The organism is Stenotrophomonas sp. GSD10, from assembly GCF_056172695.1.
On sequence record NZ_JAOCMC010000002.1, the window covers coordinates 2,689,761 to 2,710,258 of the forward strand.

General features: G+C 69.0%; 12 protein-coding genes and 4 pseudogenes. 7 read left to right on the top strand and 9 right to left on the bottom strand.

Annotated features, from left to right (window positions below):
• Nucleotides 1–8: 8 nt before the first annotated feature.
• From gluQRS to phaR, 3 genes and pseudogenes are all read left to right on the top strand, one after another.
• Nucleotides 9–948 (top strand): annotated as a pseudogene (gene gluQRS / locus N4G47_RS12650) (tRNA glutamyl-Q(34) synthetase GluQRS).
• Nucleotides 945–1,685 carry an acetoacetyl-CoA reductase gene (phbB, locus tag N4G47_RS12655; RefSeq protein WP_249843447.1) on the top strand — a complete coding sequence of 247 codons (741 nt, stop codon included), beginning with the start codon at nt 945–947 and terminating at the stop codon, nt 1,683–1,685. The pseudogene gluQRS and the gene phbB overlap by 4 nt, the downstream one beginning before the upstream one ends.
• Nucleotides 1,686–1,870: 185 nt before the next feature.
• Nucleotides 1,871–2,410, top strand: coding sequence for a polyhydroxyalkanoate synthesis repressor PhaR (phaR, locus tag N4G47_RS12660; RefSeq protein WP_107231006.1), 540 nt, complete (start codon nt 1,871–1,873; stop codon nt 2,408–2,410).
• A 74-nt stretch (nt 2,411–2,484) separates the two neighbouring features.
• Here phaR and N4G47_RS12665 read toward each other — a convergent pair.
• From N4G47_RS12665 to N4G47_RS12690, 6 genes and pseudogenes are all read right to left on the bottom strand, one after another.
• Nucleotides 2,485–3,440: pseudogene (locus N4G47_RS12665) on the bottom strand (TraB/GumN family protein).
• Between the two features lie 2 nt (nt 3,441–3,442).
• Entirely contained in the window at nt 3,443–4,372 is a 930-nt protein-coding gene (locus tag N4G47_RS12670) for a DUF1684 domain-containing protein (RefSeq protein ID WP_475287510.1), read from the bottom strand.
• Nucleotides 4,373–4,383: 11 nt separating this feature from the next.
• Nucleotides 4,384–6,288 carry a DNA mismatch repair endonuclease MutL gene (gene mutL, locus N4G47_RS12675; protein WP_475287512.1) on the bottom strand — a complete coding sequence of 635 codons (1,905 nt, stop codon included), beginning with the start codon at nt 6,286–6,288 and terminating at the stop codon, nt 4,384–4,386.
• Nucleotides 6,289–6,454: 166 nt separating this feature from the next.
• Nucleotides 6,455–8,008, bottom strand: coding sequence for an N-acetylmuramoyl-L-alanine amidase (locus tag N4G47_RS12680; protein WP_475287514.1), 1,554 nt, complete (start codon nt 8,006–8,008; stop codon nt 6,455–6,457).
• A gap of 82 nt (nt 8,009–8,090) precedes the next feature.
• Complete coding sequence (gene tsaE, locus N4G47_RS12685) at nt 8,091–8,573, bottom strand: tRNA (adenosine(37)-N6)-threonylcarbamoyltransferase complex ATPase subunit type 1 TsaE (protein ID WP_475287516.1); 483 nt, start codon at nt 8,571–8,573, stop codon at nt 8,091–8,093.
• A pseudogene (locus tag N4G47_RS12690) lies at nt 8,570–10,053 on the bottom strand (NAD(P)H-hydrate dehydratase). The gene tsaE and the pseudogene N4G47_RS12690 overlap by 4 nt, the downstream one beginning before the upstream one ends.
• Nucleotides 10,054–10,076: 23 nt before the next feature.
• Between N4G47_RS12690 and queG the strand changes: the two are divergent.
• Both queG and xseA read left to right on the top strand, forming a co-directional pair.
• A complete protein-coding gene (gene queG / locus N4G47_RS12695) occupies nt 10,077–11,147 on the top strand; it encodes a tRNA epoxyqueuosine(34) reductase QueG (protein WP_475287518.1) in 1,071 nt (356 codons plus the stop codon).
• Between the two features lie 44 nt (nt 11,148–11,191).
• Nucleotides 11,192–12,523 carry an exodeoxyribonuclease VII large subunit gene (xseA, locus tag N4G47_RS12700; protein WP_475287519.1) on the top strand — a complete coding sequence of 444 codons (1,332 nt, stop codon included), beginning with the start codon at nt 11,192–11,194 and terminating at the stop codon, nt 12,521–12,523.
• Nucleotides 12,524–13,060: 537 nt separating this feature from the next.
• On the opposite strand, the gene N4G47_RS12705 is transcribed toward xseA, so the two are convergent.
• Both N4G47_RS12705 and N4G47_RS12710 read right to left on the bottom strand, forming a co-directional pair.
• The gene (locus N4G47_RS12705) at nt 13,061–13,957 is read right to left on the bottom strand and encodes a M48 family metallopeptidase (RefSeq protein ID WP_107231015.1); all 897 of its coding nucleotides are present in this window, start codon (nt 13,955–13,957) and stop codon (nt 13,061–13,063) included.
• A gap of 89 nt (nt 13,958–14,046) precedes the next feature.
• Nucleotides 14,047–15,933: an SUMF1/EgtB/PvdO family nonheme iron enzyme gene (locus N4G47_RS12710; RefSeq protein ID WP_475287522.1), complete on the bottom strand. Its 1,887-nt coding sequence runs from the start codon at nt 15,931–15,933 to the stop codon at nt 14,047–14,049.
• Between the two features lie 85 nt (nt 15,934–16,018).
• Here N4G47_RS12710 and rnd point away from each other — a divergent pair.
• Nucleotides 16,019–17,097, top strand: a pseudogene (gene rnd / locus N4G47_RS12715) (ribonuclease D).
• 117 nt (nt 17,098–17,214) lie between these two features.
• The gene (locus N4G47_RS12720) at nt 17,215–19,287 is read left to right on the top strand and encodes a DUF4034 domain-containing protein (RefSeq protein WP_475287523.1); all 2,073 of its coding nucleotides are present in this window, start codon (nt 17,215–17,217) and stop codon (nt 19,285–19,287) included.
• Between the two features lie 43 nt (nt 19,288–19,330).
• Here the strand turns inward: N4G47_RS12720 and N4G47_RS12725 are convergent, their stop codons facing one another.
• Nucleotides 19,331–20,464 (bottom strand): hypothetical protein, encoded by a 1,134-nt coding sequence (locus N4G47_RS12725; protein ID WP_475287525.1) that lies wholly within the window; start codon nt 20,462–20,464, stop codon nt 19,331–19,333.
• Nucleotides 20,465–20,498: the final 34 nt, after the last annotated feature.

Below are 20,498 nucleotides of genomic sequence, written 5' to 3' on the forward strand. Positions count from 1 at the left end.
CAGCCAGCATGACCTCACCCACACCTTGCGGCCGCTTCGCACCCTCGCCGACCGGCCTGCTCCACCCTGGTTCCCTGCTTGCCGCCTTCGGCAGCTGGCTGCTGGCCCGCCATCACGGCGGCCTGTGGCGGCTGCGCATCGAGGATGTCGATCCGCCACGCACCGTGCCTGGTGCGGCCGAGTCGCAGCTGCAGGCGCTGGCCGCGTTCGGGCTGGCCCATGATGGCCCGATCCTCTGGCAGAGCGCCCGCGGCGCGGCCTACCAGGCCGCCCTGGACGTGCTGCTGGCCAGCGACCTCGCCTTCGTCTGCCACTGCAGCCGCAGCGACCTGGCCACCAGTGGCGGCATCCATCACCGCTGCGTCGCACGGCAGCCGCGACCGGATCCTGCCGTCCGCTTCCGCGTGCAGCCCGGCAGCGTCGTGCACTTCGTCGATGGCCTGCGTGGGCCGCAACAGCAGGATGTGCACGCCGAGGTCGGCGACTTCGTGCTGCGCCGCGCCGATGGCTGCTGGGCCTACCAGCTGGCGGTGGTGGTCGATGACGCCGCACAGGGCGTGACCGAAGTGGTGCGCGGTGCCGACCTGCTCGATTCCACCGCGCGGCAGATCCTGCTGCAGCAGGCATTGGGCCTGGCCGTGCCACGCTACTGGCATCTTCCGCTGCTGCTGGATGCGCCGGGTCACAAACTGTCCAAGTCGCTGGCCGCGCTGCCGGTGGACACCCGGCGCCCGCTGCCGGTGTTGCGCCAGCTCTGGCAGCTCCTCGGTCAGGCGCCCACCGCGCTGGATCCGGCCCAGGACCTGGACGCACTGCTGGCCCGCGCGCAACAGGCCTTCGACCCGGCACGGTTGCCGCGCGCCGATATCCTGTTGCAGCCCGGCGCACTTTCCGCGCCGATGTTGCAGAATCCCCTTCCCCACCTGATATCCGGACAGCACTCCATGACATCTCGCGTCGCACTGGTCACCGGCGGAACCGGCGGCATCGGTACCGCCATCTGCCAACGCCTGGCCGACCAGGGCCACCGGGTCGCCACCAACTACCGCGACGAAGCCAAGGCACGCGCCTGGCAGCAGGCCATGACCGAGCGTGGCTACCGCGTGGCGATCTTCCCGGGCGATGTCTCCGATCCGGACAGCGCCGAAGCGCTGGTGCGCGCCGTAGAAGCTGAGCTCGGCCCGGTGGAGATCCTGGTCAACAACGCCGGCATCACCCGCGACACCACCTTCCACCGCATGCGCGCCGACCAGTGGCACGATGTGATCAACACCAATCTCAACTCGGTGTTCAATGTCACCCGCCCGGTGATTGAAGGCATGCGTCGCCGCGGCTGGGGCCGGGTCATCCAGATCAGCTCCATCAACGGCCTGAAGGGCCAGTACGGCCAGGCCAACTACGCAGCGGCCAAGGCCGGCATGCACGGCTTCACCATCTCGCTGGCGCGCGAGAACGCCGGCTTCGGCATCACCGTCAACACCATTTCGCCCGGCTATGTGGCGACGGACATGGTGATGGCCGTGCCCGAAGAGGTGCGCGCCAAGATCATCGCCGACATCCCCACCGGGCGGCTGGGCAAGCCGGAGGAGATCGCCTACGGGGTGTCCTTCCTGGTGGCCGACGAGGCCTCGTGGATCACCGGCAGCAACCTGGACATCAACGGCGGCCACCACATGGGCTGGTAAGCCACGCAGGGGCCTGATGCGGCGTACGCCGGCGGCCCCTGCCGATGGTCATGCTGCGCAACACGCAAACCCTTGTTGCGCAACATGATCGCCCCTGAAAGCCAAGCCTGGCGGGGGCTGAGGCGGTTGCAACCGCTGCTGCACTGCGCCATGCTGCGCATCTACTGTGACGAGTGACCGCTTCAATGGCTGCGACCCGCATCATCAAGAAGTATCCGAACCGCCGTCTCTACGACACCGAGATTTCCAGCTACATCACCATCGAGGACGTGCGCCAGCTGATCCTGGACGGTGAGGACTTCGAAGTCCGCGACGCCAAGAGCGGCGACGACCTCACCCGCTCGGTCCTGCTGCAGATCATCGCCGACCAGGAACAGGACGGCGAACCGATGCTCTCCACCCAGCTGCTGAGCCAATTGATCCGCTTCTATGGCGATTCGCTGCAGGGCTTCATGGGCAATTACCTGGAGCGCAGCATGCAGGTCTTCCTCGACCAGCAGCAGCAGTTCCGCCAGCAGATGGGCAACCTGCTGGGGCAGACCCCGTGGGCGATGATGAACCAGCTGACCGAACGCAATCTGGAGCTGTGGCAGGAATTCCAGCGCAGCATGGGCACCGGTTTCGGCGGCCCGCGCCCGGGCGGCACCGGAACGGGTACTGGCACCGGTACCGGCAACAAGCCGAACGAACCGGGAACCGGCACCGGCGGCAAGACCCGCCGCTGAGCCGCAGTCCGGGCGGGAACGAAAACGGCGCGCCCTTGGCGCGCCGTTCTGTTTTGTGGCTCAACGGCGAGGCGTCAACGTTTCGCCTTGCACCCGGTGCACACGCGCTCGACCTTGTAGCCCTTGGCCTTCAGCTTCTCGACCACGCCATCGCTGCCCAGCAGGTGCAGCGTGCCCACCACCACCAGCGTGCCACCCTGCCCGGCCTGCAGGTACGGCACCAGCCTGGGCACCCATGCGTCATTGCGCCCGGTGTTGATGCGCTGATACAGCTGCGGATACTGCTGGCGCATTTCCGCCGCCATCTTCGTCCACAGCAGGCGCTCATCGCCGCGGCGCCATGCATCGTGCAGCTGGCGTGCCTGCTCGTCGGCCTTGCCGGCCTGGTCCAGTGCCTCGGCCAGCATCTGCCGCTGCTCCTGCAGCGTCATGCCATCGAGCGTGCCGATCTGCGTGTCGATGTCCTCCAGCCCTGCGGTCTTGCGGCCGGTCTTCTGCGCACGCTCCATGAAATGCCGGTCCAGCCCCAGCGCCGGGTCCAGCCCCAGCTTCTGCATCTGGCCCACCGAAATGCTCAGGCCGACAAACCACGGTTTCATGCCCTGCATCTGTGCCAACGGCAGCTTGTTCTCGCTGGCGAAGGCCTGCAGCTTCTGCCAGGTCGCAGCATCCAGGTCACGCTTGAGCTCGCTGCCATCGGTGCGGGTCGCGGCCTGCACCATGCGGCTGACCAGCTGCGGCGACTGCATGTCTTCCGGTGACAACTCGAACACCACCCGCTGCGAGGCCTCGAACGCCTGCTCGACATCGGCCGACAATGGATAGTCCTGCGGCTTCAGCAGATGGAACGACCCCAGCAGGTACAGGCGCGCATCGCCCGGGCCGGTGACTTTCCACAGCAGCGGCACCGGCGGCCTGGCGGCAGTTGCGGTTGCGGCAGGGTGGCCGGGGCGTCACGGGCCGCGGCCAGCGGCGCGATCGCGCAGGCCGCCAGCAACAAGGTGGCGCGGAACAGGTGTCTGATCGGCATGGTCAGCCTTCTCCTTCAGGCAGGTGGTAGGCCTTCTCGCCCGCTTCGACGCGCAGGTCGAGCCGGTTTTCCGGCGGCGCCAGCGGACAGGTCGCGTAGGCGGTGAACGCGCATGGCGGGTTGTAGGCGTGGTTGAAATCGATACGCACCGTACCGTCGGCCGCGGGCGCGTCGGTATCCAGGTAACGACCGGCCGGATAACTGCCGCGGCCGCTGGTGCGGTCAGCGAAGATCAGGAACAGCGGTTGGCCAGGCGCGCCGATCGCCTCCAGACGCCAGCGGCGGCCATCACGCTCGAATTCGACGGCGCCGGCATTGGGCATCTGCGTGGTCAAGCCGGTGATGTCGACAATGGGCAGGGTCTTGCCCGCCGGATGCGCGATGAAGCGCGCCTGCACCTGCCAGTCAGCGCCACCGGACCAGTACTGCAGGCCGGCGAAATCGCGGCGCGCAGGTGCGTCGGCATGCTTCACCCGCAGTGCATCGCGCGGACCACGGCGGATGATGCTCAGCTGGCCCTTGCCGCCATCGAAGGCGAGCAGGGTCGGCTGCGGATCCTTGTCGGTGTCAACCCGGATGCGTCCGCGCACCGGTTGCCCGTCGTGGCTGACCTCGGCGCCCGCTTCCGGCGTGAACCACCACTGGCTGCCTTCCCGGCGCAACAGACCCAGCTTGTCCGGACCCACCGCCAGGCGGATGCCATTGGTGGCCCCGCTACCGACGAAATGCGATTTGTTCTGCAGCCAATGCAGTCCCACCAGCGCCGTCCAGCCATCGGCCCGGGTCAGGTCCTGATAGCGCGCCACGCGCCACTGCTGCTGCGCGGCGGCAAACGCCGGATCCTCCACCGCCGTCGGTGCCGGTGGTGTCGCCGGGCTGCAGGCGGCCAACATCCAGGCGGCCAGCAGGCCACTCATTCCCCAGTTACGCATCGATGCTCCCCTCAACGTCCGCGCAGGAACCAGCGGTCGATCTCCGCCAGCGAAAAACGGGCCCAGGTCGGTCGGCCGTGGTTGCACTGGCCGGACCGCTCGGTGATTTCCATGTCGCGCAGCAGCGCGTTCATTTCCGGCACGGTCAGGCGCCGGTTGGCGCGCACTGCGCCGTGGCAGGCCATCGTCGACAGCAGTTCGTCGCGCGCGCTGGCCACGCGCCGGCTCTGGCCATGTTCGCGCAGATCGGTCAGTACATCGCGCAGCAACCCTTCCGGCTCGGCATGGGCCAGCAGTGCCGGAAGGCTGCGTACGTGCAGCGCCCCCGGGCCGGCACGGGTCACTTCGAAGCCCAGCGCGGCCAGCGTTTCGGCTTCACTCTCCGCGGTGTCAGCCTCGCGTTCGCCCACCGCCAGCGTGATCGGCACCAGCAGCGGTTGCGACTGCAGGCCGATGCCATCGTGCGCATTCTTCAGGCGCTCATAGCCGATGCGCTCGTGCGCGGCATGCATGTCGACCACGATCAGGCCTTCGGCGTTCTCGGCCAGGATGTAGATGCCGTGCAGCTGCGCGATCGCATAGCCGAGCGGTGGTACGCCGGCGTCTGCACTGGTGACCGGCAGGCCGTTCTCGGTCGGCATCGGCGGCAGCGGCGCTGCGCGCTCGGCACCGGCCGGCGTGGCGTACAGCGCCGCATAGGCCGCTGGCGCATCGGCCACCTGCAGCCCCAACGGTTGCTGCGGGCGCCAGCCGGAGAAGCCACCACTGCTGCCGCCCGCACCGGCACCGGGCGCAGGCCCGCGGACCAGGCCGAAGCCGGATGCGCCCACGTTCGAGGCCATCGGTGCTGCTGCGGTGTCGGCCGGGTGTGCAGCGCCTGCGCCGATCTCCTGTGCCGACACACCGGCACGGGTCTCGGCCAGCGCATCCTTCAGGGTGCGATAGACGAAATCGTGTACCAGCCGCGAATCGCGGAAACGCACCTCATGCTTGGCCGGGTGCACATTGACGTCGACGCGGGTCGGGTCCAGCTCCAGGAACAGCACGTAGGCCGGCTGGCGGCCGTGGTACAGCACATCGCCGTAGGCCATCTTCACCGCATGGGCAACGCTGCGATCACGCACCGAGCGGCCGTTGACGTACAGATACTGCTGATCGGCACTGGCGCGCGAATAGTGCGGTTGCGCGATCCAGCCGTGCAGGCGCAGGCCGGCGCCGCTGTGGTCCACGCGCACGGCCTGGTTGGCGAAGTCCTCGCCCAGCGTCTCGGCCAGCCGCGCATCGGAATACAGATCGCCCGGCTTGTAGCGACGCGAGGCCTTGCCGTTGTGCGACACGCGCAGCTCGACGTCCGGGCGCGCCAGTGCCAATGACCGCAGCCATTCTTCGATGTGACCCAGCTCGGTGCGTTCGGCGCGCAGGAACTTGCGTCGCGCCGGCACGTTGTAGAACAGCTCGCGCACTTCCACCGTGGTACCCGGCGCATGCGCGCGCGGGGTGACCTCACCGATCTTGCCGCCTTCGATCTGCAACGCCGAGCCGTGTTCGTCATGCGCGCGACGCGAGGCCAGGGTGAAGCGGCTGACCGAGGCGATCGAAGGCAGCGCTTCACCACGGAACCCCAGTGTCGCCACCGATTCCAGATCGTCCAGGTCGGCAATCTTGCTGGTGGCGTGGCGCGATACCGCCAGCGGCAACTGCTCCGGTGCGATGCCACTGCCATTGTCACGGATGCGGATCAGGCGCACACCGCCCTCTTCCAGATCGATGTCGACGCGGCTGGCACCGGCATCGATCGCATTCTCGACCAGTTCCTTCACCACCGACGCAGGACGTTCGACCACTTCGCCAGCGGCGATCTGGTTGATCAGGATTTCCGGCAAGGGCCGGATCGGGCGCGGGCCGGGCGCGCTCATGGCAGGCAATGGGCAGCAGACGTCATGGGGGGATGATAGCGGAGGCGCCACGGGTAGAGTCGACTGTCAGTCGACTGCTCCTGGCCGGGCAGCGAAAAACCCCGCGCTGCGCGCGTAGTCGACTAACAGTCGACTCTACAGAAAGCAGAAACCCGCCTTCGGCGGGTTATTTGCTGCCGCCGGCCATGGTGCCGGCTGCGTCGATCTCGGCCTGCGCACGCGCCGCGTACAACGTCCCCGGCGGCGGTTGGCGGCTGAAGAAGGTGTGCACGCCATCGAGCACGGCACCGGCGATCTTGCGCTGGTAGGCCGGGTCGATCAGGCGGCGTTCTTCATCCGGGTTGGAAATGAACGCGGTTTCCACCAGCATCGCCGGCATGTCCGAGGTGCGCAGCACCGCGAAGTTGGCACGTTCGATGTTCGGCTTGTGGTTGTTGCCGATCCGCTTCAGGCCACCCAGCACATGCCCGGCCGCGTCTTCGGAGGCCTTCATGTAGCCGCTCTGGGCCAGGTCCAGCAGCACGTTGGCCAAGGTGCCTTCGGTCTGCTGCAGGCGCACGCCACCGACCAGATCGGCCGCGTTTTCCTTGTCCGCCAGCCAGCGCGCGCGCTGCGAAGAAGCGCCCTTGGTCGACAGCACATACACCGAAGAACCGGTCGCCGATCGGTTCTCGGCAGCATCGGCGTGGATCGAGATGAAGATGTCGGCCTTGTTCGCACGCGCCTTCTGCGCACGCATCGGCAGCGGGATGAAGACGTCGCTGTCGCGCGTCAGGTAGGCCTTCAGACCGGGCGTGGCGTTGACCTGGCGGGCCAGTTCGCGGGCCACCGCCAGGGTGACATCCTTCTCACGCTTGCCGGTCGGGCCGATCGCGCCCGGGTCCTGGCCACCGTGGCCGGGATCGATCGCCACCACCAGATGGCGCATGCCCGGCTGCATGCGGATGCGCGAGGCATCGCTGGGCATCGCCGGGCGTGGCGCTTCAACCGGCGCCGCTGGCGCCGGCGTGGGAATGGTGGCCGGCGGCGTGCTCACCACGGCGGCGGTGCGCTGGCCGGCGAGGATCGCGGCCGGCGAAGACGAAGGGGTACTGCTGGCCGTGGTCCCTGCCGCGGCGACCTGGACCGGCGCGGTGGAGGGTGCCGGCGTCGGCGCGGCGGGCGCTGCCGCCGTGGCACTGGCCTGCTGCTGCACCTGTGCAGTCAACAACGCGGTGGCGCGTGCGGCATCGGTACGCGACTGCGCACTTTCGGCCGCGCTCGGGGCCGATGCGGTGGTCGGCGCCGGCGGTGTCGGTGCCGGACGCTGGGCGGCCACGGCCGGGCCATCGCCCGGCCACTCGATCACCAGCTTGGATTCGTTGCCCTCGCGCTGCATCTGCGGGCGGAACGGCGCCACCGATTCGGCAAGGTCGAACACCACGCGGAACGTACCCGGCACCGGCTGTCCGGTGCGCACGGCCGTGACCACGCCCTGTGCGGCCGGCATCTTCAGGTTGCGGATGGCGCTGGAGTCGGGGAAATCGACCACCAGACGGTTCGGACCGGCCAGCGACAGGGTCTTGTACCCGCCGCTGCCGACCAGCGAGATCTCGGCGCGGGTGCCGGTGGCACCGGTATTCAGCAGGACCTGGCGGACCTCACCGGCCCACGCACTGACGCTCGCCAGACCCAGTCCGACGGCGGCACAGATGGCGATGAGACGGTTCCCCGGGCGCATGACTCAGGATTCAATCACCGCGCTGAACGGAATGCAACACCTTTTTCCTTAATAATCCGTAACCTGCCGGTGTTTGTTCTCGTCAGCCGGCAGAAATGGCCTGCAAGTCGCCCCCTTGCGGGAGCCGTTGCAGCCATTCACGACCGATGTCGCTTGCCGCGGTGAGACGGACACGACGGCCCTGACCCTCGATCTCCAGCGCCACCACCAGGTCGGTCGGCGGCAGCGCGCCAGCACCGCGCTCGGGCCATTCGACCAGCCACAGCACCGCGCTGCCCTCGTCCAGGCCGAGGAAATCCAGCTCACCGGCCTGACCGATCCGGTACAGGTCCAAGTGCCAGGCCTCGCCGCCGCTCGCCAGCGGATAACGCTCGACCAGGGTGTAGGTGGGGCTGCGGATCGCGCCCTGCACGCCCAGCGCGCGCAGCAGGGCACGGGCGGTGGTGGACTTGCCGGCACCGAGGTCACCGCGCAGTTCGACCAGCGCCTGCGGCGGCCGGCTGGCCGCCAACCACTGCCCCAGCCGTTCGGTGGCGTCGCTGTCGGCAAGGAAGAAGTCAATCATGGGAAGTGTTCCGGGTTGGCCAGTCGCCGCAGCGGCGCCAGCAGGTCGGTGGGAAGCAGGCCGCGCGCGCCTTCGGCCGCAGCGGCATCGCCGGCCAGTGCGTGCAGCAGCGCGCCGGCGGCGGCGGCATCGAACGCGCACAGGCCCTGCGCACGCAGGCTGGCAATGATGCCGGTGAGCAGGTCGCCCATGCCACCGACGGCCATGCCGGGGTTGCCGGCCGCGATCAGTCGCGGCAGCTGCGCGGGCGCGGCCACGATGCTGCCCGCGCCCTTCAGTACCACCACGGCGTGGAAGCGCTCGGCCAGCGCCTGCGCGCTGGCATAGCGGTCGGCCTGGATGTCGGCGCTGCTGCAGCCCAGCAGACGCGCAGCCTCGCCCGGATGCGGGGTGAGAATGGCCTCGGGCAGCGCGCGCGGATCCTGCGCCAGCAGGTTCAGCGCATCGGCGTCGATCACCAGCGGCTTGCCACAGGCCAGCGCCCGCGCAGACAGCGCCCGCGCCCATTCGTCCTGGCCCAGCCCAGGGCCGATCGCCACCACCCTGGCTCTGTCCAGCAGTGCGGGCAGCGCATCACCGTCTTCCAGCGCGTGGCTCATCGCCTCGGGCAAGCGCGCCAGCAACGGTGCCACGTGATCGCGACGGCTGCCGACGCTGACCAGCCCGGCACCTGCGCGCAGCGCGGCGGCGGCGGCCAGCATCACCGCACCGCCGCTGCCATGGTTGCCGCCAATGCACAGTACGTGGCCGGACTCGCCCTTGTGGGTATTGGCCCGGCGCGGTGGCAGCAGCGCCGGCAGACGCTCCCCGTCCAGCGCTGCGCGCTGGCGGCAATGCCGTCCCAGGCGGCATCAGGCAGTTCCAACGGCGCCAACCGGCGCTGGCCCACGTGTTCCAGTGCATCGCCGGTGTACAGGCCACGGTGGCAGGCAATGAACTGCAGTGTGACCTCGGCCTTCACCGCCACGCCCGGCACGCGACCGCTATCGGCATCGACGCCACTGGGCACGTCCAGCGCCAGTACCGGTGCCGTTGTGTTGTTGAGCGCTTCGATCAGCGCCAGGGCCTCGCCCGCCGGCGCCCGGTCCAGGCCAAGCCCGAACAACGCGTCCACATACACCTCGGCCGCCGGCAGCTGGCCGTCGAACGCGACGACACAGCCTCCTGCCGCGGCAAAGTCCGCCGCGGCCTGGCGGGCCAGCGCCGTGGCAGGCGCCTTGCCGGGCAGCGTCACCACCTGCACCGGGCGTCCCGACCGCAGCGCATGGGTGGCCAGCACGTAGCCGTCGCCACCGTTGTTGCCGGCGCCGGCCAGCACGCACAGCGCGCGGGCCTCGGGCCACTGCTGCAGCAGGCATTGCCAGCCGGCCAGGCCGGCCTGTGCCATCAGGCCCCAGCCACCGTCACCGGCCAACGCCGAGGCGCGCGCATCGAGCGTGCGCGCGGCGGCAGTGTCGAACAGAAGAGAAAGATCGGGCATGCCGGGATTTTATACTGGTGCACATGTCCCCCGTCCCCGCCCCTGTCGATCCGGCCCAGGCCGTACTGCGCATCCGCGAACTGGCCCGCGCGCATGGCTTCCAGCGCTGCGGCATCGCCGGCATCGAGCTGGGCGAGGATGAGGCGCACCTGGCCGACTGGCTGGGCCAGGGCCTGTACGGCACGATGGACTGGATGGCGCGCCACGGCACGCTGCGCGCGCGACCGGCCGAGCTGCTGCCGGGCACGGTGCGGGTGATCTCGGTCGGCATGGACTACAGCCACAAGGACGATACCGAAGCGTGGGCCACCCTGGCCGACCCGGGCCGCGCCTATGTGGCGCGCTACGCGCTGGGCCGCGACTATCACAAGCTGATGCGCAACCGCCTGCAGAAGCTGGCCACGCAGATCAACGATGAAGTGGCGCCGCTGGGCTACCGCGTCTTCGTCGATTCGGCACCGGTACTGGAACGTGCGCTGGCGCGCAATGCCGGGCTCGGCTGGATCGGCAAGCACACCTGCCTGATCGATCGGCACGGTGGCTCGTGGTTCTTCATCGGCGAGATCTACATCGACATCCCGCTGCCGATCGACACCCCGGCCACCGCGCACTGCGGTACCTGCACGCGCTGCATCGATGTCTGCCCCACCCGCGCGATCACCGGCCCGCAACGACTGGACGCACGGCGCTGCATTTCCTACCTGACCATCGAGCATGACGGCGCCATTCCCGAGGACATGCGGCCATTGATGGGCAACCGCATCTACGGGTGTGACGACTGCCAGCTGGTCTGCCCCTGGAACAAGTTCGCCAAGCGCACCGACGAAGCCGATTTCCGCGCGCGCAACAACCTCGACACCGCGCGCCTGGACCAGCTGTTCGCCTGGGACGAAGCCGAGTTCCTGCGCCGCACCGAAGGCAGCCCGATCCGCCGCAGCGGCCATGAGCGCTGGCTGCGCAACATCGCCGTGGCGCTGGGCAATGCGCCGGCCTCGGCCGAGGCGCTGGCCGCGCTGCACACCCGCATCGACGATCCCTCGCCGCTGGTGCGTGAACACGTGCAGTGGGCGCTGGCCCAGCACGCCCCGCGCTGACGTGCGATCCTGAGCGCCCGTTCCACCTGCCGCACGCCGTTCCCATGCAGCCACGCAACAACGACATCCTCACCCCCAGCCAGCTCAACACCCTGGCCCGCGACCTGCTGGAAGGCAGCTTCCCGGCGATCTGGGTCGAGGCCGAGCTCGGCAGCGTGGCGCGCCCGGCCTCCGGGCATCTCTACTTCACTCTGAAGGACGCGCGTGCGCAGCTGCGTGCGGCGATGTTCCGGATGAAGGCGCAGTACCTGAAATTCGTGCCGCGCGAAGGCATGCGCGTGCTGGTGCGCGGCAAGGTGACCCTGTACGACGCCCGTGGCGAATACCAGATGGTGCTCGACCACATGGAGGAAGCCGGCGAAGGCGCGTTGCGCCGCGCATTCGAGGAACTGAAGGCCCGGCTGGACGCCGAAGGTCTGTTCGACCCGGCACGCAAGCGCCCGCTGCCGGCCCATGTGCAGCGCCTGGCGGTGATCACCTCGCCCACCGGTGCCGCCGTGCGCGACGTGCTGAGCGTGCTCGGCCGCCGCTTCCCGCTGCTGGAAGTGGATCTGCTGCCGACCCTGGTCCAGGGCAGCACGGCGGCGGCGCAGATCACCCGTCTGCTGCAGGCCGCCGATGCCAGCGGCCGCTACGACGTGATCCTGCTGACCCGCGGTGGCGGTTCACTGGAAGACCTGTGGGCGTTCAATGACGAAGCCCTTGCCCGTGCGATCGCCGCCAGCCGCACCCCGGTGGTGTCGGCGGTGGGCCACGAGACCGACTTCAGCCTGAGTGATTTCGCTGCCGACCTGCGCGCTCCGACACCGTCGGTGGCGGCCGAACTGCTGGTACCGGACCAGCGCGAACTGGCCCTGCGCCTGCGCCGCACCGCCGCGCGCATGGTGCAGCTGCAACGCCATGCGATGCAGCAGGCCATGCAGCGCGCCGATCGCGCCCTGCTGCGCCTGAACGCACAGAGCCCGCAGGCACGGCTGGAGCTGCTGCGCCGGCGCCAACTGGAGCTGGGCCGGCGCCTGCATGCGGCATTCAACCAGCAGCAGGAGCGTCGTGCGGCCCGGCTGCGGCACGCGGTGGCCATGCTGCGCGGCCATCACCCGCAACGCCAGCTCGACGCGATGCAGCGGCGCCTGGCGGCCCTGCGCGGGCGTCCGCAGGCCGCGATGCAGCGGCGGCTGGAGCGCGATGCACTGCGCCTGCGCGGGGTAGCGCGCTCGCTGGAAGCGGTCAGCCCGCTGGCGACCGTGGCGCGTGGCTACAGCATCCTCACCCGCAGCGACGACGGTACGCTGGTGCGGAAGGTCGATCAGGTACGGCCCGGCGATGCCCTGCAGGCGCGTGTTGGCGACGGTGTGATCGACGTGCAGGTCAAGTAGAGAGTTGTTCGGCAGGGCTGCGCCCTGCACTCGCGGTAGTGCCGGCCGCTGGCCGGCAACCTCAACGGCTACAGCCGAAGCAACAGCCAGAGCGGCTCTGGATTGCCAATGACCTGGCGGGGCGGTGACGGTCGGTAGATCCACGTCACGCATGGATGAATCTCTTTCAGATCTCTAATCAATTCGGGTCAGATCCGTTTTCCGTAGGAAAACGGATCTGACCCCACGCCATTCCGACAGATCGCGAGAATCTGTCGTAGGCGGGGTCGGTCAGGTTGCGGGGGCGTGAGCCGCATGGGCCCGAGGCATGCCTCGGGCGGGTTGGGCAGGACGCCCAACCCCGGTCTTGCCGTGCGCGCAGGACAGCGCACACGAGCAAGCGGCGACCGAGCCTACATGGGTGAGGCCGCTTTGCCTGCGAAGCACTGCTTCGCAAGCGCCCGAACGCACAGCCACCAGCGGCTGGGCCGGGCCCCGGAGGGGGACTCGCAGCGGCCGGCACTACCGCGGGTGCAGGGCACAACCCTGCTCCCCACCCTACTTTGCCTGCTCGCAGAACTTCTGCCGGTACTCCAGCGCCTTCGGCATCAACGCCTGCAGGTTCTGGATGCGGGTACCGGGATTGGGATGGGTGGAGGCGAACTCCGGCGGCGACTGGCCACCACCGGCCTGGCCCATCCGCTGCCACAGCGGCACCGCTTCACGCGGATCAAAGCACGCCGCCGCCGCCAGCATCAGACCTACTTCGTCGGCCTGCGTCTCGTGGCTGCGTGCATACGGCAACAGGTAACCGTAGCCCATCGCCGACATCATCATCTGTTGCTGCTGCGCATCCATGCCGCTGGCGGCGCCGGCCACCTGCCCGATCTGGGTCAGCTTCTGCTGCGCCATGCGCTGCGCACCGTGGCGCAACAGCGCATGGGCGATTTCGTGGCCCATCACCACCGCCATCGCATCGCGGGTGCGCGCCACCGGCACCAGCCCGGTATAGACCGCCATCTTGCCGCCCGGCAGGCAGAACGCATTGGCCTGCTCGGACGGAATCACGTTCACTTCCCACTGGAAATCACGCGCGAAGTGCGCCGGCTGCACACCGTGTTCCTGCGCCAGCGCAGTCTCCACCACATCCACCTTGGCAATCAGTCGCTGCGCGATGTCACGCACGTCGCGCGCGATCGGCGCGTTCGGATCCATCGGCGGTTCCTGCGAGAGGATCTGCTGGTACGCCTGCAGGCCCAGCGCGGTTTCCTGGCGCGCGTCCAGGCTGCTGTCGATCATGACCTTTTCGCCGGTATAGGGATCCACCGTGCGGTTGGAAAACCAGTAGAACGCGGCATAACCGGCGGCCAGCAGCAGCACCCACCAGCGGATGTTGCCGAACAGGCCGCGCCGTTGCGGGCCCTGTGGCGAGCGGGAAAAGGGATCGTTGCGCATCGGGCGGTCTTCCTGCAAGCCCCGCCGGCCGGCGGGCACGGCGCAATCTTAGTGCGCCGACGCCTGCAGCGGGTGAAGCCGCGGGCCGATCAGATACCGCGCACCAGGCGGAAACCGATGCGCGCGTTGGTCGTATCCGAATCCTGCGACTGCCGCCAGGCGGCACGGGTCTGCTCGGGTGCGTTGGCCCAGTTGCCGCCACGGATCACCCGCGCGCGGCACCCCGGGTTGAACCAGGCCACACCATCGGACGGCGCGCGCCGGTAGCTGGCATGCCAGCAGTCGGCCACCCATTCGCTCAAGTTGCCCGCCATGTCATGCAGGCCGAAGGCATTGGCCTGGAAGCTGGCCACCGGCGCCGGCCCCCACCAGCCATCACCGTAGCCGATGAAGGCGTTGTGCCAGTGCCGGCCGGAGGGCGACACATCCTTGCTGCCGGTGAAGTTGCCGCTGCCGGGAGGCGGTGTACCGGCATCTCCCCACGGGTAACGGCCACTGCTGCCGGCACGCAGTGCATACTCGAACTCAGCCTCGCTCGGCAGCCGGTAGCTGCGCCCGGTCTGCTCGGACAGCCACGCTGCGTAGTTCTCGGCATCACGCACACTGACGTGCATCACCGGCGAGTTGCCCAGCGCGCGGCCGCCATCGTAGTCCGAGCGCCAATCCACGCCACTGCGCCGGATGAAGTTGCCACTGCGCTCGTCATACACCACCGAATGACCACGGCGGGTGGCCCGGGGCCGCGCGTTGGTGGCCTTTACATAGCGCTCGAAGTCGCCGACGGTGACTTCGGTGATCGCCATCGCGAAGCCGCGGTCAAAGCGCACGTAATGCGAAGGTCGCTCCGAATCGGCCGAGCCCGGCTCGGCGTCGCCGGCGCCCATCTGGAATCCACCATGGGGCACCACCACCATCTGCGGGCCGCGCCCGCCATCGCGCATCGCATCACTGAACACCTGGCCCGGGCGGAAGCTGCCGTAGTGCGTGGCCAGGTCGATGCGCTCGCGCAGCTGGGCCACTGCCGCATCGCCCGGCAGGCCGATGCGCAGCGCCTCGGCCAGCTTCTCCCGCGCCGGCTTCAGGCCCTGCGGTGTGGCCAGGTCGCGCAGGCCGTCGTCGCGCAGCCGCAGCAGCGTGTCCGAGCGGATCTGCTCGATGCGTTCGAACGCATCGGCAATGGTCGGCGACGAGTCACGGACCTTGCTCGCCTCGGCCAGCCAGCTGCCGGCGCTGGCGAAGTCGCGGGCACGCGCGGCATCCTCGGCACGGCGGATCAGGCCGCTTTCGGCCGCCGCCAGCCCCTGCCTGGCCCGGCTGTTGTGTTCATCCAGCGCCAGCGCCTCGCGGAAGTTGCCGATCGCACCGTCCCCTTCCTCGCCGATCCGGTCCGAGCGCAGGTCCTCTTCGCCCGCGCGGTTGTAGGCCACCACGCGCTGGGCCCGTTCCACCCGCCCCTGCAGGGCGCGCACCTTTTCGTCATTGGGCGCCAGCGTCAGCAGCACCAGCGCCTGGCGGCTGGCCTCGGCCAGTGCCTCGCGCTGCTTCAGCGGACGCACCAGCAGCTGGTCGGCCTGCTGCTGCAGGCGCTGGCGCGCACGCTGCAGGCCCTGCCGCGCCTGGCGGTCATCCGGGTCTTCCTCCTGCACCGCTAGCCACAGCGGAATGGCTGCGTCGGCATCCTCGTAGAACCGCCCCTGGGTGAACGCCTGCTCGGCCGCACGGCGCAGCTGGGCCAGGCTGCGCCCTTGCCGGTCCACGCGCGGCGGGGTCCACTGTTGAACATCCTCTGCGGCGTCCTCGCCGGCAATGGTCACGCGGCCCTGCCGCGGCGGCGGTGCCGTGTCGGTGACGCTCGCCTGGGCCGGGCGCGCATCGTCGCCGGCGGCCCGCTCGGCGGTCGTCGGCGGCGACGGCGTGCAGCCGGCCAGGGCCACGGCCAGGGCGGTGCACAGCACGGGCGACAACGAAAAACGCAAGCAGAGCCTCCTTCGGCACGGACGCGGACCGACGTTAGGCTATTCTCCCCTGCCTGAGCAAACCCGAGTAGTAGGCCCCCGACCCGTGGCAACCTGGATCACCACCCCCGCCGAGCTGGACACGTACTTCCAGCAGCGCCCGGCCCGCATCGGCCTGGACACCGAATTCATCCGTGAACGCACCTTCTGGCCGCAGCTGGCGCTGGTGCAGATGGCCGTCGGCCAGGACATCCTGCTGATCGACCCGCTGATTCCCGGCATGACCGACGCACTGGTGCCGTGGCTGGCCGACGAATCGATCACCAAGGTGATGCACAGTGCCAGCGAGGACCTGGTCGCGTTCAAGTGGGCCTGCGGCGTGCTGCCGCGCCCCTGTTCGACACCCAGATCGGCGCCGCACTGGCCGGCATCGGCGGTGGCATGGGCTACCAGAAGCTGGTGGCGGAAATCACCGGTGTGACCTTGGCCAAGGGCGAGACCCGTTCGGACTGGATGCGCCGGCCGCTGTCCGAGTCGCAGCTGCAATATGCCGCCGACGATGTCGAGCACCTGTTCGCCCTGCATGACGCGATCGATGCCAGGCTGCAGGCGCTGGGGCGCCAGCAGTGGCTGCATGACGATGGCGAGCGCCTGCTGGCCAGTGTCGCCAACGATGAGGATCGCTGGCCGCATCTGGCGATGCGCTCGGCGCAGTTCCTCGATGCCGCCGCACAGCGTCGCCTGCTGCGCCTGCTGCGCTGGCGCGACGTGCAGGCGCGCAACAGCGACCGGCCGCGCAGCTGGATCCTGGACAACGAACTGGCCGCCACCCTCGCACGTACGCCGCCGGCCGATGCAGACGCGCTGGGCAAGCTGTTCGAGCAGTTCCCGAAAGCACCGCGCAAGCTCGCCGGTGCCGTGTGGCAGGCCCTGCAGACACCGTTGGCTGACGAGGCCGACGCACCGCTTGCGCTGCCAGCCAACGACAGCAACAAGCAGGCCCTGAAGAAGCTGCAGGATGCGGTCGCCGAACGCAGCCGCGATCTGGGCCTGCCCGATGGCGTGCTGGCTTCGCGAAAGCATCTGGAGAGCTATCTGGAACGCCGCCAGTGGCCCGCCGCGCTGGCCGGCTGGCGCCAGCAGGAACTGGAATCACGGCTGCAGGCGCTGTTGCCGCCACGCTGATTTCGGCAGGCGTCGGGCACATCCGGCGCCTGCGCAGTGGAAATGAGCCCCTGCCACGCTTGCCGGCGTCGGCACGGGCCTGTCCAATAGCGGCCCCGCCATGTTGGATTGCATCAGATGACAAACGGAATTGCGAAGGACGGCCTCTCTGTGGAGGATCTGGCCTGGCGCGCCCAGGCGCGCAGCGCACTGCAGGCGCAGGACTATGCCGTGCTGGATGCATTGCTGGCGCCCCACGAGCAGGTCTGGCTGGACGGCGTGCGACCCTTGCCCGGCATCCGCTGGCGCCTGCGCAACCTGCATGATGCAGAACTGAGCCTGGATGAGCGCCTGCAGCAGGCGCAGCAGTGGGTCGCCGCGGCCCCGCACAGCTACTACGCGCACCTGCGCCTGGGCGCCTGCTGGGAATCCGCCGCAGGCGCGCTGCGCAGCGCCGACGTCGCCGCGCTGGTCGAGGACAGCCAGTGGCTGGCCGCACAGCTGGCCCGCGACCATGCCGTGCATGCCTACCTGCAGGCGATTCCGTTGTCATCCCGACCGGCGCTGGCGCTGGATGGCATCAAGCGCATCACCAGCTACCTGCGTGAACCGAACTGGTTGCGTGCACTGCAGGCCGGCCAGCCGGCCGAATCCGATGAGCAGGTGCTTGCCGAGCGCTATCCGCAGGCGTGGCCGCAGGCGGTGCAGATGCTGTCGCGCTTCGGCGCGCCGCTGCAGACCCTGCCCAGCGCGCTGCCCGCGCTGCTGCAGGAGCGTGACCAGGACGATTTCGACGCACCGTTGGCGTACTGGATGCACCTGGTGCTGCAGCAACGTCCCAACGACCAGAGCACCCTGGAAGACACCCTGTACTACCTGTACCCGCGCTGGGGTGGCAGCCACGAGGCGATGGAGGATTTCATCGAAGGCAGCTGGTGCCGTGGCCTGGAGCTGGCGCAGCGCAACGCGTTGCGCTGGTGCAAGGAACAGGACTGGCTGGGCGAGCTGCCGCACCGCGACGATGCCGATGTCGTGGCTGCGCACGAGCGTGCCTATGCGCAGATCCTCGACGGGCACCTGGAGCGCTTCGTACGTGCGGAGGTCCTGATCCAGCGCGCCGCGCTCCGCTTCCACCTCGGCCGCATCGAGGAGATCGAAGACCAGGTGCACTGGGACGCCGGCTGCATGCAGGCGGCGCTGGAGGACCTTCAGCAGGCCTGGGCGCTGGATCGTGACATGGTGCTGCACGGTGGCTTCAGCGGCCTTGAGGCCTGCACCTGGTTCGCCCATGTCGACGGAGCCGAAGCCCTGTTCGCGCAGGTGGTGGACTACGCCGCCCACGAAGGCGATTCGGCGCTCGGCCTGCTCTGGGCCGCCACTGCCATCGAGCATGGCCTGCTGGGCCAGACCGCCGACCCGGCACGTGCGCAGCCCCTGCTGCAGCGCGCCCTGAAGATTGCAGCGGAACAGAAGACCTCCACGGTCACCTTTGCGTCCAACCTGTTCTGCGATGTCTCGCAGGATGCGGGCCTGTCGCTGCTGCAGCGCATGGCCGACGCTGGCGATTCTGGTGCGATGGCCGCGCTGTGCGACCTGTACAAGGGCCGGCTGGGTGGCCGCGACCAGCCGGACTTCGTGGATGCGCAGAAGGCCCTGTACTGGCAGGAGCGCGCGGTGGAAGGCGGTGACCTGATCGCCACCTACAACCTGGGCGTGCGCCTGGTTGCCGCCGGTGGCGCTGACAACGAAGCGCGTGCACGCGAGCTGTACCTGCGCTGCCTGCGCGAAGCCGAGGCCGGTGAACGCGTGTGGGGCCCGACCTGCCGCAACCTGGCCTGCCTGGCATTCGATGGCCAGAACGACGCGCACAAGCGCGAAGCGGTCGAACGTGCCTTGATTCCGCTGTGGTGGCGCGGTGAGGACGACGACAAGCTGTGGGCCGCCGGCTACCTGGCCGACGTCTACCACTTCGGCAACGGCGTGCCGGCCAACGCCTTCCTGGCCCTGACCTGGCTGCAGCGCGCCAGCGAGATCGATACCGGGTACGTGGACGTGGTGCGCATGGGACCACTGATCAACGGCGAAGGGCGCTGGTTCGGTGCCAGCCGTGCGCGCAAGCAGCAGGCGCAGGACCGCCAACAGGTGGACAGCGCCACCTGGGCCCTGACCTTCGGCCAGCGCAGCCAGGACAGCGACCTCACTGCGGTCTGAGGCAACGAGGAAGCGCGGCCCGGACTTCCGGGCCGCGCCCGCATCACACGTAGCCGCGCGACTTCAACAGCGCCCAGCGCTCGGGCGCCAGTGCCCGCCGCATGCCCGGCAACGGATCGACACTTCCGGTGTTGTCTGCCACCGCCACCACGAAATCATCGGTGGTCCGCAGCTGCCCACGCCGTTCCGGCGCATCCAGCCAGGCGGCCACCTTCTTCAGCACCTGCATCGCCGACGCCGAACTCTGCCGCAGCGCCATGTACTGGGTGTGGCGGGCGCACGCTTGAACCAGCGCGGGCGCATCGAACCAGCGCTCGCAGGGCCCGACCTGCGCTTGGCGGATCTCATCCGGTGCCCACAGGTAATAGGCCACCTCCTCGCCCCGCGCCAGTACCTGCTCGCGGTAGGACTGCCGGCCCCAGACCAGGAAAGGCGGCCAGGCCGCCGGCAGGTCTTCCTCGGTGAAGCACAGCAGCAGGCAGTACAGCGGCTCTTCCTGCGGGATGCGTGGCAAGGCATCGGCGAGTGCCTCCTGCAGCAGGCGCTGCACCTCGGCGCTGACCGTCGCCAGCGTTTCTCCCGTCCTGGGCCGCAGATAGAGCAGCTGCGCGTCGCCCTTGCGGCGCCTCCTGTTGTCCAGATATTCCAGCGTCATCCGCTGCAACTGGCCGTCGTCGTCATAGTCATGCAGGCGCTGGCACCACCAGGTGCGCCGGCCCCCACCGCGGTTCTCGATCAGTACGCGCAGCAGGCGCTCGCCTTCCCACTCGTAGTGTTCGGTGAAGCCACGACCGTCGGCGGCCAGCTGCAGTTGCTGCAGGCGTCCGCCGGGTTCGTGGAACTGCATGATCGAGCCGAGACTGCCGGAGTTGTGGAACGAGAACTGTTGTCGAACGTCCGGTAGATGCAGCCAGACCGACATGCTCCCATTGGGCTCGCACTCAAGGATGATCCGTCCTTGCGCATCGAACCCATGATGGACATGCCGGGCGGGATCAGCCTTGGCATCGGCGATCCAGCGCGGTATCGGCCCGCCATGCTCTTCGCGCATGAACGGCACCACGAAGGCCATCGAGTGGCTCGCCCAACGCCAGGACACTACCTGCTCCCGGCAGCGCGCCTGCAGCGCTGCACCAGCGCAGGATTCGGAATAGGTCTGGTACAGCGCATCGAGCATGGTCGAGATCCTTTCAACACAGCGCAGGACCTTA